This window comes from Microbacterium sp. Root1433D1 (assembly GCF_001426835.1).
Taxonomy (GTDB): domain Bacteria; phylum Actinomycetota; class Actinomycetes; order Actinomycetales; family Microbacteriaceae; genus Microbacterium; species Microbacterium maritypicum.
In genome coordinates, this window is the sequence record NZ_LMFN01000001.1 from 441158 (window position 1) to 458115 (window position 16958).

The window sequence follows — 16958 nt, forward strand, 5'->3', positions numbered from 1 at the left end:
GGCTCAGGCCGTGGGGATCACGATCACCGGGTCGGTGGTCGGCTGACCGGACGGCGAGCCGCCGGACTGCTCGACGGTCACGGCGATCGCGTCGCCTGCCTGCATGTCACCCGTGAGCAGAGCTGTGGCTTCCCCACCGTCGACGTCGAAGACGCCGGCGGCGACGGGGCCGTCGCCGCGCACGAACCACAGTTCGTAAGTCTGTCCGTCACCCGGGCTCGGCAGTCCGTCGGCCACCAGCACCGCCTTGCCGGCGGACGCCGACCAGTGCGCTGTGGCGCTGCCGCCGTCGTCGAGCTCGACGGTCGCCTGCTGGGCATCTCCGGCGGCTTCGATCTCCTGCAGAGCGACCACGCTCGCGGGCGGGTTCAGCTGCTGGTTGAGAGCGACCGCACCGATTCCGACGCCCACGAGCACGGCGAGGCATGCGGCCAGGGCGAACACGCTCCGTGTCCAGCGGCGCTGCTTCGGCTTCGGTGAGATCGCGGGCTCGGCACCGGCGCCGGCGCCGTACGAGTCGGCTGTGCTCTCGGCGTTCGCCGAGGAGGGGTCCGGATCCGTTCGCGATCCATCGTCCTGCGGCATGTCCGCGATCCGCGCGAGCAGAGCGGTACGGATGTGCGAGGGCGGGGTGACAGGCTCGACCGGGTCTGCGAGCGACGCAGCGGTGGCGGTGTCCGCATCCACAGTGTCCTCCCATTCCGGGTGCTCAGTGAGGGCAGCGCGATAGCGTCGCTCGTCTTCTGCGTCGAGCGAGTGCAGCGCGGCACCTGCCGCGAGTTCCGCGAAGTCCTTCTCGTTCATGCCGTCACCCCCATCGCCGTGCGCAGACGAGTGAGCCCGTCTCGCATCCGTGTCTTGATAGTCCCCAGCGGCGCTCCCACGAGGGCCGCGATCTCGTTCTGACTGTAACCGCCGTAGTACGCGAGGACGAGCGCTTCGCGTTGCGCTTCCGGAAGACCCGACAGCGCTTCGACGACCTTTCCTCCCTCGATCCCCAATTCGACCTGCTCCGCGACACTGTCGTGCGCGACGCCGATGTCCTTGAATCCTGCTCGTACGTCTCGGTCGGCGCTCGACTGCGAAGCTCGCACCCGATCGACGGCCCGGCGATGAGCGATCGTCATGATCCACGCTCGTCCCTGACCTCTGTTCGGAGCGAAGCGGGAAGCGGATTGCCAGATCTCCAGAAAGACTTCCTGGAGCACCTCCTCGCTCTGCGCGCGGTTGATCAGCACGCGGAGGATGAGGCCGAACACGCGGGAGGAGAGCATGTCATAGAGAGTCGCGAAGGCAGCCTGATCACCGGAGGCGACGCGGACGATGAGGTCGGCGACAGCATCCTGCGTCGCTCCGTCCTCGGGAACGTCGAACCCATCGATGACCATCTCCATAAGCATGCCGTATCTCCTCCCCGATCACGTGCAGACGTCGCCCGAATGTGAAGGAAAAGAGATCGCGGAAATGTCCGCGCCTGCGCGGTCGTGGAGGCGATTTCAAAGATTTCTCAGATTCGTCCCATCCGATCGCGAGCGGGCTCCGAACAGCCCTCGACGCCACGGAGAGGCCGTGGCTCAGTTCTGAAGGAGCTCGACATGTTCAGCACCAAGAAGAAGGTCACCGCAGCGATCACCCTCGGCCTGGCGAGCGCGTTCCTGCTCTCCGCCTGTTCCATGGGCAGCGGCAGCACCACGGAATCGTCCGAGCCGACGGCACCGGAGACGTCGGAGTCGACGCCGATGGAGATGGACCCGGCGGCCAACCTGGTCGGCCCCGGCTGCGCGGCATACGCCGACGCCGTGCCGGACGGCGCAGGCTCGGTCGAGGGAATGTCGCAGGACCCGGTTGCGGTCGCGGCTTCGAACAACCCGCTGCTGACCACGCTGGTCGCTGCGGTGAGCGGACAGCTCAACCCCGACGTCGACCTCGTCGACACCCTGAACGGTGGCGAATTCACCGTCTTCGCACCGGTGGATGACGCTTTCGCGAAGATCGACCCCGCCACGATCGAGGCCCTCAAGACCGACAGCGCCACGCTGAGCTCGATCCTGACGTACCACGTGGTCCCCGGACAGATCGAGCCGGCTGACATCGACGGCATGCACACGACCGTGCAGGGCGCCGACCTCGAGGTGACCGGCAGCGGCGATGACCTGAAGGTCAACGGCGCCAGCGTCATCTGCGGTGGAGTGCAGACCGCGAACGCGACCGTGTACCTGATCGACACGGTTCTGATGCCCCCGGCTTCCTAAGCCAGGGACAGCCGGGTGGGAGGACGCCCGGCACACGCCCTTCTCGGGTTCTGGAGGAGAGACCCGGGAAGGAAAGGGGCCGTCGGTGGTGCTGTGTCGCCGACGGCCCCTCGTCGTGCGCACTAGACTTTGATGAGGGGCCTCTAGCTCAGTTGGCAGAGCATCGGACTTTTAATCCGCGGGTCGTGGGTTCGAGCCCCACGGGGCCCACCCAGAAGACGATGCGCTTGGGGTATCCGCACGAGCCGTCAGCAGCCCCGGGCGTCCACGCCTCCGTCGATGAGGACGGCACATCCGCGCGCAGGTCGCTCAGGATGTCGGCGCCTCGGGTGCAACGGCCGTCGCCTCCGCGGCACGGTCTCGGCGGACGTTCTCCGCGATCAGCTGGCCGCCACTGGTCAGGAGGGCTCGACGCCAGGGCGCGACACCCTCGATCTCGATCTGGATCGACATCGAGAGCACCGTCCGGATGAGCACGATGAGGCCGAGGATCACGGCGTCCTCGATCGACGGCTTCGACGTGATGGTGCGGATGAGATCGGCAGCGACCAAGACTTCGAGGCCGAGCAGGATAGCGGCGCCGAGCGTGTTGCGCAGGAGCAGATAGGCGGCGTGACCGTCGCCCGACCGTCGCAGCGAACGGACGGCGAGCACCACGGCGATGATGAACCCGACGACCATCGCGAGTGCACCGAGCACCTCGAAGCCCACCGCGATCACGGTGAAGAACGATTCGATCCCCTCAACCACGTGGCCCCCTCATTCTCGTTCGGTCAGGTCGCCCCACCGACAGGATCACTCTACGGTGACGTCGAAGACGCGCGGATGCTCTGTCCGCCGCAGTTCGCCTCTCGGCAGCCGTCTCAGGACTCGCCGCCGGGCGCTCCGGTCAGCAGTTCTTCGCGGATGTCGGCCACTCCATCCGGGAGGGTCTCCCCTTCGAGGGCGAACACCGGCGCCTCCTGGGTGCCGCCGATGCCGCACACCGCGACGCTGTCCGCACCGTCGAGCGTCTTGGGGATGACCACGAACCAGAGCGATGACGGTTCGAGCCGTTCGGTGGTCGCCATGTCGCCGAAGTACGTCGCGTTCGGGGCCAGGGCGCGAGTCCTCTCGGTGCAGAGCTGCACGAGCACCGAGGGAGTGAATTCCGTCCCCGCCGCCGGCGGTTCCGCGGTCTCGGACGCCGAGGGAGACGGCGTGGGGGTCGGCGAAGACGTCGTGGATGCGGAGGGCGAGGGGCTCGCCGCCGGCTCGGGAGCGCACCCCGCGAGCAGGACGAGCGCCGAGAGGAGGACGAGTGCAGGACGAACGCGCATGCCTGGATCGTACTGCCGAGGCTCCTCGATCCGAGCGGAGCGCTCCGCGGGCCGCCGCTTCTCCCGCTCACCTGTATCACCGGCTCGCCTGCGCGGCCACCCCCTTCCTTCCTCTTCCGCTGCGGGGGATCGTGGAGTCGTCCCCCGAACGGCGGACGACTCTCCAGGAAAGGACGAACGATGACTCTCAGCGGCAGCCGCGTGGCATTCCTCGCGACCGACGGATTCGAGGACAGCGAGCTCACGAGTCCCTGGGATGCGGTGACGGCGGAAGGCGCGAGCGCGACCATGATCGCCCCGGACGGTGCAGCCATCACCGGCAAGAACGGACATGAACAGGCCGTGGATCTGCACGCGTCGGCGACCACTGCGGATCAGTTCGACGCGCTTGTTCTGCCCGGCGGCGTCGTCAACGCGGACCATCTGCGCATGGACAAGGCCTCCGTCGATCTGGCCAGGGCCTTCTTCGAGCAGCACAAGCCGGTCGGCGTGATCTGCCACGGCGCCTGGATCCTCATCGAGGCCGGTGTGGTCGACGGGCGCACGCTCACCAGCTACCCGAGCCTGACCACCGACCTGCGCAACGCGGGCGCGACGTGGGTCGACGAAGAGGTCGTGGTCGATGAAGGCCTCGTCTCCAGCCGCACGCCCGACGATCTGCCGGCGTTCAACGCGAAGCTCGTCGAGGAGATCGGCGAGGGGAAGCACGCCGGGCAGACCGCCTGACCGTCTTCAGTGGGCGGGCTCGACCGAGGGAACGGTCCAGCCCGCCACCTCGGCCAGCCGTGGACGGTAGAGGCGGATCAACAGGTTCCATCCCTCGGGCGTCGGTATCCGGTTGGGGCGATCGTCGTCGAAGTCGCCGAGCCACACCGTCATGGATCCGTCGTCGTTCTTGACGCCGAACACATCGTTGACGTTCGTGATGCCGGAAGCGCTCGGCTCGAAGTATCCGTCGCCGTTGTACACGCTGACCGAGTAGAACGCATCCGCCGGCACGTCGCGGAGCGTGAGCCGGTAGCGCCCGGGCTCGAGCCCGGGGAACAGTGCGACGTACTGCGCCTCATCGTCGGGGAGCCCGCCCCAGCCGGCAGCGGTTCCCAGCAGGTGATGCACGGGGTCCACCTGCTCGACGCTCCCGAAGCTCCGCGAGAATCCGGGAAGACCCTCCGCGAGCGCCAGGAGATGATCACGGGTGACCTTATGGGTCACCGGGTCGAACGCCGACGGTGCGAACGGGGCGGCAGAGCCCGCATCCACACGCATGCCGTCCTGGATGCGGTGGACGGCATCGAGGTCGTCGGGATCAGTCGGATCGAACAGCACACGGGCGGCGACCACCACGTAGTCGGAACCGAACTCGTCGACCGTGAGATCGTATGTTCCCGGCTCGTGCAGCACCCGGTTGATGTAGTGGTCCTGGTTGATGATCATGACCGAGACGTATCGGTCGCCGAACGGCGGAAGCGTGAACGTCGCTCCGTGAGAGATGTCGACGATCGCGACCGAGTAGAGCGTGTCGCGGTTCTGTCGGATCACGGGCTGCCTGTCGAGCGGTGCCAACTGCCGATCGTGGTAGATCGCGTTCACGGCCCCGGCCTGTTGCAGAATCCGATCGATCATCACGTCCGTCTCAGCACGGGCGAAGTTGTCGACATTCACGATCACATCAGACACGTCGTCTCCTCATCGTCTCTCGGCCATCGTGGCACGGAAGCCTCGCGCATGGTGTGGCCGAAAGTCTCGATTCGCCGTCTGTCAGATCCGGGCGCGGTGTCTGCGCACCGCCGCACGGTTGGCGCAACGCACGGAGCAGAAGCGCTGGCGGCCGTTGCGGGTCACGTCCGCGACGACTCTCGTGCAGGGCGCGGCCTGGCAACGACTCAGCCGGCTCATCCCCCGGGTGACCAGATGCAGCGAGGTGCCCAGGCTGATGACCGCGCGGAGCACGTAGGGCATCGACGGCACGTCATCGCGGTAGTGCAGGTGCCATCCTTCGTCGTCGTGGTTCGTCAGGCGCGGGTAGGCGGCTGCGGCGGCGAGTTGTGCGTTGAGGAGGGCCGCTCGCGCGTCGGGGTCGGGTTCATCGACGATCGAGAGCCATTCGTCGATGACCACCCTGACCCGCTCATGGTCATCCGCGGCGGGCGGGAAGGTCTGCGTCATCCCCAGTTCGAGTGTGCGCGCCTCGATCCCTGCTCGATCCACCGGCCAGTCGTTGGCCAGTGACGCGGCCAACAGCACGGCATACTCGCCGTAAGGGTTGAGATGCATAAGACCATTACATCACGCTGGTTGCATGACCTCGCTGAACACGCTTCCGATCCCCCGCGTCCACCCCGCTGCGCCGGCGCACGAGCATGCCTGGCTCGTGGAGTCACGTCATCCGACGAGCGAGGGCATCGTGCTCTATGTGCGGTGCTCGGCCTGCGACACCCGCCGGGTCGACCTGCAAGCCCACCCGCACACGCCACCGGCAGCGATGAGTACAGATCTGGGCGGAATCACGCCGTCAGCTCGATGAGCGTCCGCGTCGTCCGCAGGTTGCGTGCCGTCCCCGCGACGCCGAGCGCCCGATCCAGCACCGCCTTCGTGAGTCGGGTGGAGTGTATGCCGCCCTCGCCGTAGTCGATCCACATGTCGTCACCGACCAGCGCGATCCGCTCCGCCGGAAGGAGGCGCTGCTCCAACGCCTCGATCGCACCCTCCGACGGCGAGCCCTGGAGGAACATCGCATGCACGAACTTCACGTCGCCCTCGGGGAACGGCTGCGCGGATTCCGAGGACACCAACTGCGCGTGAGTGCGGTGGATGACGGGGGTGTCCACCCCGAACTCGACCCGGATGGCCTCGCGCACAGCGTCGCACGCGGCATCGGGATCCAGTGGCGCGCGGCAGAGGATGTTGCCGCTGGCGATGTACGTGGAGACGTCGGCCAGGTCGGTCTCGGCGGCGAGCACTTCGCGGAGACGCACCATCGGAACGCTGTTGCGGCCGCTGACGTTCACGGCCCGCAGGAGCAGGACGCTCCGGCTCACGCCTTGGGGCTCTCGGCCAGTTCCGCTCCCGCGTGCACGAGCTCGGTGAGTGCGGCCTCGCTGGGCGCGGGTGCGACTCCGGCGACGAGGTCGGTGAAGATGCGGACGCGAACGCCGTGCGCGATGGCGTCGAGGGCTGTCGCCCGCACGCAGTGGTCGGTCGCGATGCCCACCACATCGGCCGTGAGCGCGCCCGCCGCGGTCAGGATCGCGCCCACCGTCTCCCCCGCCTCCGTCCGACCCTCGAACATCGAGTACGCCGGCTTCCCCTGCCCCTTGCGGACATGGTGGGTGACGGCATCGGTCGCCAGAAGCGGGTCGTACTCGGCCCCCGCTGTTCCCGCGACGCAGTGCACCGGCCACGAGTCGACGTAGTCGGGAGCCAGCGCGAAATGCCCTCCGTTGTCACCGTCGGCGTCGTGCCAGTAGCGCGAGGCGATGATCACGTCGTAGTCGCCGGCGTGGGCGGTGAGAAAGAGGGTGACGGCCGCGGCGACCGCATCGCCTCCCTCGACGGCGAGTGCCCCGCCTTCGGTGAAGTCGTTCTGGACGTCGACGATGAGAAGCGCTCTGCTCATGCTTCGAGAGTACGCCGTGAGGAACGGGAAAGGCCCCGTGATGTTCTTCGCATCACGGGGCCTTCGGAGCCGCTTGTCAGAATCGAACTGACGACCTTTTCATTACGAGTGAAATGCTCTGCCGACTGAGCTAAAGCGGCGTGCGACGCGTGAGCGGCGCGATCACCGATATTACCCTGTCTCGCGCTCTCTCGCGAATCGAGGCCGCATCACTCGCAGCGGAGGCCGTCTTCGGGCACGACATCATCGAGCAGGAAAGCCTCGACCGCGTCGTCGACGCAGGCGTTGCCCTTGTTGTACCCGGTGTGCCCTTCGCCGACGCGCGTGATCAGAACACCCTCTTCGAGCTGGTTCGCGAGTGATTCGGACCACTCGTACGGGGTAGCCGGGTCGTTCGTGGTGCCGATCACGAGAATGGGGCCTGCACCTTCGGCCTTGATCTCGCCACGCGTGCCCGTGGGAGGGTACGGCCAGACCGAGCAGGAGTCGGGGCCGGTCCAGTACGGCGCGATCGTCGGTGCGCCCTGAGCGATCTTCGCGTTGATCGCTGCCTCTGCTGCGGGATCGTCTTCTACCGGGTAGTCCATGCAGTTGTAGGCACGGAACGCTTCGGCGGAGTTGTCGGTGTAGGTGCCGTTCTCGCGTCCGTTGTAGAAGTCGGCGAGGAACAGCGCCGATGTCGGGTCACCCTGCAGCGCCTCATCGAGCGCCTGCGTGAGGTAGCCCCAGCTGTCCTGCGAGTAGAGCGCCGCGATGATGGCGGTCATCAGGGAGTCCGCGCCCAGCATGCGGCCGTCTCCACTCTTGAGCGGTGTGCTGTCGACGCTCGCGAGCAGCGCTCCCAGGTCGGTCATCGCCTCATCGACGGTGCCGTTGAACGGGCACTCCCCCGAGTCGAGGCAGTCCTGCATGTAGGCGCGCAGCGCGGATTCGAACCCGAGCGCCTGTGTCGCTCCGACCTCGAGCCCCGGAACGGCGGGATCGATGGCGCCGTCGAGCACGAGACGACCGGCCTTCTCGGGGTACAGCTTCGCGTAGGTCGCCCCCAGGAACGTGCCGTACGAGTAGCCGAGGTAGTTCAGCTGCTTGTCGCCCAGCACCGCGCGGATCAGATCCATGTCGCGAGCGGCGTTGACCGTGGTGATGTAGGGCAGGATGCCGCCGCTGTTCGCGTCGCACGCCTCGGCGAAGGCCTTGTGCGAGTCGAGCAGCTCAGCCTCCCACTCCGCCGTGCCACGGGCCGCAGCGGGGATGCCGTACAGGTACTCGTCCATCTGCGGGGCGTCGTAGCAGGTCACCGCGGTCGATGCCCCGACCCCGCGCGGGTCGAACCCGATGACGTCGAAGTTCTCGATGAGGTCGGAGCCGACGGCGTAGTCGAGGTTGTTGAGGATCAGGTCGACACCGCTCGCCCCGGGGCCACCCGGGTTCGTCAGCAGCGAGCCGACGGGGGTGCCCTCGGCGCGGTGCCGAACCACCGAAAGGGTGATCTCACCCTTGCCCGGGTCTTCCCAATCGAGAGGCGCCGTGACGTCGGTGCAGTCGAAGCCGACACCGCACTCCGTCCACGTCAGCTCCTGCGAGTAGAAGGGCAGCAGGTCGTCGGCGACGCCCTCGGTATCGGGGGCGCTGGTCGTCGACGGCCGCGAGGACTGCTCGGGGATCATCGCGTACAGACAGCCCGAGAGCGCGACGGACGCAGCGGCCAGCCCTGCGACGATCGCGGCGGCGCGACGCAAGCGGGAAGTCGATCGATTGTTCACGGTTTCCTCCCGCTCGTGATGGTCACGAGCAAGCTCTCCAGGGCGAGCAGAGGGGCGACGTTGCGCTCCAACGACTGCCGCGTGTCGGCAAGGTGGTCAAGTACGACAAGCGTACGGGTCTCGGACCAGGCGGATGCGAGCTCGGTCAGCTCGGTGCGAAGCTCACTGTTGATGAGATCGTCGCCACGGCCGAACTGCAGCATCACGACGTCGCGGAACAGCGACTGCAGATCGGTGAGCACGCGGTCGATCCCGTCGCGCAGACTGCGCGTCGCACGCTTCTTCTGATCGTCTTCGAGCGCGGAGAGCTGCGTGCGCAGTGCCGGCGGGACCGCCTGCCCCTCGGCGATGCCGATCGTGCGCAGCAGCGACGCCCGCTCCTGGGCGTCGCGCTCGGCGGTGAGCGCCTTCGCGTCCTCCGTGGCGGCCTGGATGATGCGACCGGCGACCTCGACCGCATCGCCCACCCCCCTGACACCGAGGACGGAGCGAAGAGTCTCGTCTCGGCGACGCCGAGCCGCATCGTCGGTGGCGAGTCGCTGGGCCATGCCGATGTGACGCTGCGCGTGCCGCGCCGCCTGTTCTGCGACGACCTCATCGACGCCGGTGCGCAGACTGATGAGCCGGGCGACATCGGCGACGTCGGGTTCCCGCAACCGCAGTGAGCGCACGCGGGATCGGATCGTGGGCAGCAGGTCGGCCTCGCTGGGCGCGCACAGGATCCACACCGTCTGCTCCGGCGGCTCTTCGAGCGCTTTCAGGAGCACGTTGGAGGTGCGCTCGACCATGCGATCGGCGTCTTCGACGACGATGACCCGATAGCGCCCCGCAGACGGTGCGAAGTAGGAGCGTTCGACGAGACCGCGCGCCTCGGCGATGGTGATGATGACCTTGTCGGTGCGCAACGCCGTAACGTCGGGGTGAGTGCCGGCGAGCACCTGGCGCATGACATTCTCGTCATCGGGCCGGTCGGCGATCAACGCTGCGGCGAAGGCGTACGCGAGGGTGGAGCGTCCCGAGCCCGGCGGGCCCGTGATCAACCAGGCGTGCGAGAGGGCGGAGGGATCGGATGCCGCGGCGCGGAGCGTGTCGACGGCGGCGTCCTGCCCCCACACATCCGCCCAGGGAAACGGGGCGGGAACGGTCTGGGGCATGGTCTCAGCCTAATCGCGACCACCGACGGTCACGGCACGGAGGATCGCTTCCTCGCTCGGTCGAGCCGGCTCAGTCGAGCAGCGCTGCGACTCTGGTCCTGATCCGCTCGGCGATGACCTCCGGCGCCGCTGCCGCGTCGAGGACGAGGAACCTGTCCGGCTCGGCCGCCGCGAGATCGAGGAAGGCATCGCGGACACGGCCATGGAACTCCGCCTGCTCGGCCTCGAGCCGGTCGAAGGGCTTGTCGACGGAGTCCAGACGGGTGCGGGCCTCGGCGGGGTCGAGATCGAGCAGGATCGTCAGGTCCGGGAGCGCGTCCTCCGCCGCCCAGAGCGACAGATCTCGGATCTCGGTCGCGTCGAGAACCCGTCCGGCGCCCTGGTAGGCCACGGACGAATCGAGGTAGCGATCCTGCAGCACGATCTCGCCACGACGGAGCGCCGGTCGCACGACGGTCGCGACATGGTGCGCCCGATCCGCGGCGTACAGCAGCGCCTCCGCGCGCGGCGCGATGTCGCCGCGATGGTGCAGGACGATGTCGCGGATGAGCTGCCCGACCTCGGAACCGCCGGGTTCGCGGGTACGGACGACGGTACGCCCGGTGTCTTCGAGCCACTGCGCGAGCAGGTTCGACTGCGTGGTCTTGCCCGAGCCGTCACCGCCCTCGAGCGTGATCCACACCCCGCGACCTGAGGTCACGAGTCCGCCTTCTCCGCCGCCTTCGCCGCAGCGTTGGCGGCGCGCGTGGCTGCCGCCTTCTTTGCAGCAGCCGACCGGGCAGCGGACGTGGCAGCTGTGGTCTTCTTCGCGGGCGCCTTCTTGGCGGCAGGCTTCTTCGCGGCCGGCTTCTTGGTGGCAGGAGCCTTCTTCGTGGCCGGCTTCTTCGCAGGAGCCTTCTTCGCTCCGCGCTTGGTAGCCGGACCCTTGGCACGCTTGTCGGCGAGCATCTGCACCGCGACCTCGAAGGTGATGTCCTCGACGGTCTGACCCCGCGGGATCGTCACGTTCGTCTCACCGTCGGTCACATACGCGCCGAAACGTCCGTCGCGGATGCGGATCGGCTTCCCGCTGACGGGATCGGCTTCGAACTCGGCGAGAGCGCTCGATGCCCGGCGACCCGCGCCGTACTTCGGCTGCGCGTAGATCTCGAGCGCCTGGTCGAGCGTCACATCGAAGATCTGCGACTCCGATTCGAGCGACCGTGAATCCGCACCCTTCTTCAGGTAGGGCCCGAACCGGCCGTTCTGCGCCGTGATCTCATCGCCCGACTCCGGGTCGACGCCCACGACGCGCGGGAGGCTCAGCAGACGCAGCGCGGTGTCAAGATCGATCTCGTCGACCGACATCGAGCGGAAGAGCGAGGCCGTGCGCGGCTTGGGCGCTGCTTCCTTCTTCGCGCCGCGCTTGGGCTTGGGAGCCTCGACGACCTCGCCGGTGGTCTCGTCGACCGCGGCGTCTTCCGACACAGGGTCGTTCTCCTGCACGTACGGCCCGAACCGGCCGTCCTTCACCACGATGATCTTGCCGTTCTCAGGGTTCTCCCCCAGCACGCGGTCGCCGGCGACGGGAGCGTCGATGAGCTCCTGAGCCTTCTGGGCGGTCAGCTCGTCGGGTGCGAGGTCTTCCGGCACGTTGACGATGCGCGGCTTGGCCTCGGGGTTCGCGGGGTCGGCCACCTCGAGATACGGGCCGTACTTGCCGAAGCGAAGCGTGGCTGTGTCGGTGATGCGCGTGGAGTTCAGCGCACGAGCGTCGATCTCACCGAGGTTGTCGACGACCTGGCGCAGACCCACGTGGTTGTCGGAGCCGAAGTAGAAGGACTTGAGCCACTCGACCCGGTTCTGCTCGCCGCGGGCGATCGTGTCGAGGTCGTCTTCGAGCGCAGCCGTGAAGTCGTAGTCGACGAGGTCGGCGAAGTGCTCTTCGAGCAGACGCACGACGCTGAACGCGAGCCACGTCGGCACGAGGGCCGGGCCGCGCTTGACCGCGTATCCACGGTCGAGGATCGTCTCGGGGATCGAGGCGAACGTCGAAGGACGACCGATGCCCTTCTCCTCGAGAACCTTCACGAGCGAGGCCTCGGTGTAACGGGGCTTCGGCGTGGTGCGGTGCCCCTTGGCCTCGGCGTCGGACACGGCGAGCTGATCGCCGACCGCGACAGCCGGCAGCGACTGGTTCTCCGCAGCGTCCGCGTCACCGCGCTTCTCGTCGCGGCCCTCCTCGTACGCCTCCAGGAAGCCCTTGAAGGTGTAGACGGTTCCGGAGGCCGTGAACTCGGCCTTCTTCCCGGCGGCGTCGACGGCGATCGTGACGGTCGTGGTCTCGTACTTGGCGTCCGACATCTGGCTGGCGACGGTGCGCTTCCAGATGAGGTCGTAGAGGCGCTGCTCGTCGCGATCGAGCTCGGAGGACAGCGAGGCCGGCGTGCGGAAGTTGTCACCGGAGGGGCGGATGGCCTCGTGGGCCTCCTGCGCGTTCTTGCTCTTGGACTTGTACACCCGCGGCTTCAGCGGCACCGCGGCGTCGCCGTAGAGTGCCACCGCCTGGCTCCGCGCCGCCTGCACCGCCTGGGTGCTCAGCGACGTGGAGTCGGTACGCATATAGGTGATGTAGCCCTTCTCGTACAGACGCTGGGCGACACCCATCGCCTGCTTGGCTCCCATCGAGAGCTTGCGCCCGGCCTCCTGCTGCATCGTGGAGGTCGTGAACGGCGCGTAGGGGCTGCGCGTTCCCGGCTTGGCCTCGACCTTCGTCACGCTTCCGGTGCCCACGGCGTCGACCGCCTGGGCGAGAGCGGTTGCGGCCGCCTCGTCGAGGATGACGACGGCCTTCTTGAGCTTGCCGTCGTCATCGAAGTCGGTGCCCCGCGCGAGCTGGCCACCGTCGACGCGGACGAGACGGATCTTGAACGAGGTGCCCGTCGCCGAAGCCGCGGCATCGACGTCCCAGTACTCGGCGGAGGTGAACGCCATGCGCTCGCGCTCTCGATCGACGATCAGACGGGTGGCCGCAGACTGCACGCGTCCGGCCGAGATTCCGGTCTTGACCTTGTACCAGAGCACGGGCGAGACATCCCAGCCGTAAAGGCGGTCGAGGATGCGGCGGGTCTCCTGCGCGTCGACGAGGTCGTGGTCGAGTTCGCGGGTGTTGCCGACCGCAGCCTGGATCGCGTCCTTGGTGATCTCGTGGAAGACCATGCGCTTGACGGGAACCTTGGGCTTGAGGGTCTCGAGCAGGTGCCAGGCGATCGCCTCACCTTCGCGGTCCTCATCAGTGGCGAGCAGGAGCTCGTCGGCATTCTTCAGCGCACGCTTGAGTTCGGCGACCGTCTTGGTCTTCCGATCGGAGACGACGTAGTACGGGTCGAATCCGTTGTCGATGTCGATGGAGTACTTCCCATAGGCCTGCTTGTCAGCGGCCGGGATGTCCTTCTTGTCAGCGAGGTCGCGGATGTGGCCGACGGAGCTGAGCACCTCGTAGCCGTCGCCGAGGTATCCCTGAATAGACCGCATCTTCGTCGGGGACTCGACGATGACGAGCTTCTTGCCTTCAGCCAAGGGTGCGTCCTTTCTTCGAAGCACACCATACACACCACTGTGTGGGGTCGTTCACAGTGAGCGAGGTCGCGCTGCCGTCGCTATCCCTCGGGTGGCCCGGCACGGGCTCGGGAGACGGCTGCGAGTCCAGCGTACGCCGCCTGCACCTCCACGGTCGCCACGAAGCCCTCGAGAACGCACCCCGTGAGGGTGGCACCCGCCGCCTGCGCGACCCTCGCGGCGAGTTCACACGGCTGCTCCCCGGTGGGCACTGCGCCGCTCGCGGCGTCTGCTGCGGCGAGCGCGGCGGCGTCGGCCGCCCCCGCCGTGCGCTGCGCCGTCACCGCCGCGCCGCCGACGGCAGCGAGCCCGAGGGACAGGGCAGCGGCGACGGCGAGAACTCCGGACGCGAGAGCGGAGCCCGCCATCAGAGGCCCCCGTCGAGCGCGCAGCTCGTGGCCCGAAGCGGCATGCGGATCAGCGACCCGATGGAGGCGTCGACCGAAGCGGTGACGCACACGAGGTCGCCGGAGAGCGAGGAGGACATACCTGCTCCGGAGACCGCCGCGTGCACCACGCGCTCCGCCGCATCCTGCCCTTCGCCGCGTCCGAGAAGACGCGCCGCATCGGCCGAGGCATCTTGAAGCGCCACCTGGCGGGATGCCGCACCGAGTGCACCCGCGCCGAGCAGAAACGCGAGCACGACCGCGGGCAGGGCCAGCGCCAACTCCGCCGAGACGGACCCGCGGTCACCCGCGTGTCGCGGCCGTCGTGGCGCATCCTCGGGGGTGCGAGGAGGGGGCATCCGTCGAGCTCCGCGCATCATGACACCGTCAGCGCCCGCCGCACGAGATCGGTGAGGATGCCGCGGACCTCGTCGGATCGCATGATGACGACGAGGAGCCCGGCGAACGCGACGGCCGCCATCGTCGTGATCGCATACTCGGCTGTGGCGGCGCCGGTGTCGTCGCCGAACAGGGTCGCAGCACGCCGACGGTCCAGCGGGGGGATGCTCTTCATGGTGTTCCTCTTTCTATGGGATGCGTGGGCATCGGATGGTGGGGGTGGGCTGGATACGGTCACAGCGACATCGGCGTGGAGGCGAGGACGCTGAGCAGGAGCGGCGCGACCCCGAGGAGGAGGAATGCGGGCAGCGTGCAGACGCCGAGGGGGAACAGCAGGCGCGTCGAGAGCTTCGCGGCGCGGAGGCGCCCCTGCACCCTGGCGGCGTGCCGGTCCTGGGCTGCGGATGCCCGAAGAAGTTCCGCAGCCGGCACACCCGCAGCGCGGGACAGGTCGAGCACGGCGCGGACGCGTTCCTCACCGTCGCCCGAGGTGCCGCTCTGCGACACCAGTTGCAACGCGCGATCGATGGAGGCACCGCCAGAGAGCGCGATGGCGACAAGTTCCGCTCGCATGCCCGGGGTGCCGGGAGCAGGCCGCGCCTGTCGAAGCAGACGTGCTGTCCAGGCGCGTGCCGCCACCACGAGGAGCAGGCCGAGGACCACACACGCGGCGCCGAGCACGTTCCCGAAGATCACGCCGATGGTGTCGAAGCCGAGCGCGAACCCGAGCAGCAATCCGGCGAACGGCATCCAGAGCAGCAGCCGCGCCGTACCCGCCGGTTCTGCGAGTGCGATGCGCACATCGTCGGCTGCGGCAGCCGCATCCCTCAGTGTCTCTGCGATCGTCCGGAGAACCTCGGCGAGCGGTGCGCCCACGGTCGCCGCGATCTCCCAGGCGGCGGCGAGATCGACCCACGCCCCGCCCTCGGCCTCGATGGCGTCGAGCAGCGGGACTCCGCGATCGACCCGGTCGACCACTGCCCGGGCCTGCGGATCATCGCTGTCAGCCAGGTGCCGCCAGGCGACGACCGGCACCGCCCCGGCCTGCAGCAGCACGGCCAGCGTCTGCACCGCGGTCGCGGCATCCGTCGCACCCGTCTGCGCCTTTCGCGGCATACGACGCGGCCGCATCACCACGGCTGCACCTCTTCGATGTCGAGTCGATCCCCGGCGATCACGAGCCGCCCTGCCTGACGGATGCGACGTGTACCTCCGGGTGCTCGATCGAGATGGAGGACGATGGTGAACGCGCTGACCGCCTGACGTGCGAGAGCGACCGCATCCATCCCGGCGAGAGCCCCGAGAGCTTCGAGCCGAGCGGGAACGTCACGCAGTCCGCTCGCGTGCAGAGTGCCGGCACCGCCGTCGTGCCCGGTGTTGAGAGCGGTCAGCAGCTCGCGCACCTCTTCTCCGCGACACTCACCGACCACCAGCCGATCGGGACGCATGCGCAGCGACTCTCGAACCAGCCGCGCCAGGGTGATGGCGCCTGCTCCCTCCAGGTTCGATTGCCGGGCCTCGAGGGAGACGTGATGCGGGTGGCGCGGGCGCAACTCGGCGACGTCTTCGATCGTGACGATGCGCTCCGTCGGAGGCACTTCCGACAGCAGCGCCGACAGCAGCGTGGTCTTGCCCGTACCCGTTCCCCCGGTGATGAGGATGTTCGCCCGCTCGGCCACCAGTCCCAGAAGCCAGACCTGTTGGGACGCGTCGAAGGCTCCGAGAGCGGCGAGCGCGTCGAGGTCGGCGGCGCGCACACGGGGAATGCGTATCGACAGCGCGGTTCCGGTGGTCGAGACCGGCGAGAGCACCGCATGCACGCGGATACCGGAGTCGAGGCGGACGTCGACGCAGGGCGCCTGGTCATCGAGATGTCGGCCTCCGAGGCCGACGAGCGCGACCGCGAGATCTCGGACTTCTCGCTCCGATGCCCTCCACCCCTCTGCGGGCTCGGCTCCGTTCCCGCGGTCGACGAACAGCCCGCCCGCTCCGTTCACGAACACATCGGTGACGGCATCGTCGAGATGGGCGAGGAGCGGTCCGAAGGCAGGATCCATGTGAAGGCGCTCGGGCGAGGCTTCCGCCACCGATGCGGCAGACCGCTCTCCCCTGGGCTGGATGACGAAGGAATCGGGCATGACGGTGACGCTATGCGGCGCCGCGCCGAGGAGAGGGCGCCGATCGCCGGACGACTCGACCCCTGTGAAGAAGCCGACTCCTGTGCGCGCGGTGCAGGACTGGGTGACGATCACACGCGAGCGAGAAGGGAGCGCTCCCAAAGGAATGGGCGGCATCTCACGGGGGGAATGAGATGCCGCCCACGGCGGTCCACGATTGGGGGAATCGGGCACGCCAAGGCCGGAATGAGAATTCGGCTGTCGTCGAGTGTACGCAAGGCGACCGTCCGGACAAAACCGGCAGCACTACCGACTTTCGGCAGTATGCGATGGGTGGTCGCACGGATAGATTCGC

General features: G+C 68.1%; 19 protein-coding genes and 2 tRNA genes. 3 read left to right on the forward strand and 18 right to left on the reverse strand.

Annotated features, from left to right (window positions below; genetic code table 11):
- Positions 1-3 precede the first annotated feature (3 nt).
- Both ASD13_RS02040 and sigK read right to left on the reverse strand, forming a co-directional pair.
- Positions 4-804, reverse strand: a complete 801-nt coding sequence (locus ASD13_RS02040; RefSeq protein ID WP_055865268.1) for an anti-sigma factor — start codon at positions 802-804, stop codon at positions 4-6.
- Complete coding sequence (gene sigK / locus ASD13_RS02045) at positions 801-1400, reverse strand: ECF RNA polymerase sigma factor SigK (protein ID WP_031205569.1); 600 nt, start codon at positions 1398-1400, stop codon at positions 801-803. Before sigK ends, ASD13_RS02040 begins: the two co-directional genes overlap by 4 nt.
- A 195-nt stretch (positions 1401-1595) precedes the next feature.
- Here sigK and ASD13_RS02050 point away from each other — a divergent pair, with 195 nt between their 5' ends.
- Positions 1596-2252, forward strand: a complete 657-nt coding sequence (locus tag ASD13_RS02050; protein ID WP_017828978.1) for a fasciclin domain-containing protein — start codon at positions 1596-1598, stop codon at positions 2250-2252.
- A gap of 137 nt (positions 2253-2389) precedes the next feature.
- A tRNA-Lys gene (locus ASD13_RS02055) sits at positions 2390-2462 on the forward strand.
- Positions 2463-2561: 99 nt separating this feature from the next.
- Here ASD13_RS02055 and ASD13_RS02060 read toward each other — a convergent pair.
- Positions 2562-3002 (reverse strand): DUF1622 domain-containing protein, encoded by a 441-nt coding sequence (locus tag ASD13_RS02060; RefSeq protein WP_055865269.1) that lies wholly within the window; start codon positions 3000-3002, stop codon positions 2562-2564.
- Positions 3003-3115: 113 nt separating this feature from the next.
- Positions 3116-3571 carry a hypothetical protein gene (locus ASD13_RS02065; protein ID WP_055865271.1) on the reverse strand — a complete coding sequence of 152 codons (456 nt, stop codon included), beginning with the start codon at positions 3569-3571 and terminating at the stop codon, positions 3116-3118.
- A gap of 180 nt (positions 3572-3751) precedes the next feature.
- On the opposite strand from ASD13_RS02065, the gene ASD13_RS02070 reads away from it, so the two are divergent.
- Positions 3752-4297: a type 1 glutamine amidotransferase domain-containing protein gene (locus ASD13_RS02070; protein WP_017828981.1), complete on the forward strand. Its 546-nt coding sequence runs from the start codon at positions 3752-3754 to the stop codon at positions 4295-4297.
- 6 nt (positions 4298-4303) lie between these two features.
- Here the strand turns inward: ASD13_RS02070 and ASD13_RS02075 are convergent, their stop codons facing one another.
- The 14 genes from ASD13_RS02075 to ASD13_RS02140 form a co-directional block, all read right to left on the reverse strand.
- On the reverse strand, positions 4304-5248 hold the full coding sequence (locus tag ASD13_RS02075) for a DUF1254 domain-containing protein (RefSeq protein WP_082531367.1): 945 nt from the start codon (positions 5246-5248) through the stop codon (positions 4304-4306).
- 81 nt (positions 5249-5329) lie between these two features.
- Complete coding sequence (locus ASD13_RS02080; protein WP_055865274.1) at positions 5330-5845, reverse strand: CGNR zinc finger domain-containing protein; 516 nt, start codon at positions 5843-5845, stop codon at positions 5330-5332.
- Positions 5846-6075: 230 nt separating this feature from the next.
- Complete coding sequence (locus ASD13_RS02085) at positions 6076-6609, reverse strand: DUF1697 domain-containing protein (RefSeq protein WP_055865277.1); 534 nt, start codon at positions 6607-6609, stop codon at positions 6076-6078.
- Positions 6606-7187, reverse strand: a complete 582-nt coding sequence (locus ASD13_RS02090) for an isochorismatase family protein (protein ID WP_055866807.1) — start codon at positions 7185-7187, stop codon at positions 6606-6608. The genes ASD13_RS02085 and ASD13_RS02090 overlap by 4 nt, the downstream gene beginning before the upstream one ends.
- 67 nt (positions 7188-7254) lie before the next feature.
- A tRNA-Thr gene (locus ASD13_RS02095) sits at positions 7255-7327 on the reverse strand.
- 69 nt (positions 7328-7396) lie between these two features.
- Positions 7397-8950 (reverse strand): alpha/beta hydrolase, encoded by a 1554-nt coding sequence (locus tag ASD13_RS02100; protein WP_055865286.1) that lies wholly within the window; start codon positions 8948-8950, stop codon positions 7397-7399.
- Positions 8947-10104, reverse strand: coding sequence for a DNA polymerase III subunit delta' (locus tag ASD13_RS02105; RefSeq protein WP_017829060.1), 1158 nt, complete (start codon positions 10102-10104; stop codon positions 8947-8949). Before ASD13_RS02105 ends, ASD13_RS02100 begins: the two co-directional genes overlap by 4 nt.
- 70 nt (positions 10105-10174) lie before the next feature.
- Complete coding sequence (tmk, locus tag ASD13_RS02110) at positions 10175-10804, reverse strand: dTMP kinase (protein ID WP_055865287.1); 630 nt, start codon at positions 10802-10804, stop codon at positions 10175-10177.
- Positions 10801-13662 (reverse strand): type I DNA topoisomerase, encoded by a 2862-nt coding sequence (gene topA, locus ASD13_RS02115; RefSeq protein WP_055865290.1) that lies wholly within the window; start codon positions 13660-13662, stop codon positions 10801-10803. The genes tmk and topA overlap by 4 nt, the downstream gene beginning before the upstream one ends.
- 80 nt (positions 13663-13742) lie before the next feature.
- Positions 13743-14069, reverse strand: coding sequence for a hypothetical protein (locus tag ASD13_RS02120; protein WP_017829063.1), 327 nt, complete (start codon positions 14067-14069; stop codon positions 13743-13745).
- Entirely contained in the window at positions 14069-14446 is a 378-nt protein-coding gene (locus ASD13_RS02125; RefSeq protein WP_055865293.1) for a TadE family type IV pilus minor pilin, read from the reverse strand. Before ASD13_RS02125 ends, ASD13_RS02120 begins: the two co-directional genes overlap by 1 nt.
- Positions 14447-14463: 17 nt before the next feature.
- Positions 14464-14661, reverse strand: coding sequence for a DUF4244 domain-containing protein (locus ASD13_RS02130; protein ID WP_017829065.1), 198 nt, complete (start codon positions 14659-14661; stop codon positions 14464-14466).
- Between the two features lie 59 nt (positions 14662-14720).
- A complete protein-coding gene (locus ASD13_RS02135) occupies positions 14721-15617 on the reverse strand; it encodes a type II secretion system F family protein (RefSeq protein ID WP_055866810.1) in 897 nt (298 codons plus the stop codon).
- The gene (locus ASD13_RS02140; protein ID WP_229778813.1) at positions 15617-16624 is read right to left on the reverse strand and encodes a TadA family conjugal transfer-associated ATPase; all 1008 of its coding nucleotides are present in this window, start codon (positions 16622-16624) and stop codon (positions 15617-15619) included. The genes ASD13_RS02135 and ASD13_RS02140 overlap by 1 nt, the downstream gene beginning before the upstream one ends.
- Positions 16625-16958: the final 334 nt, after the last annotated feature.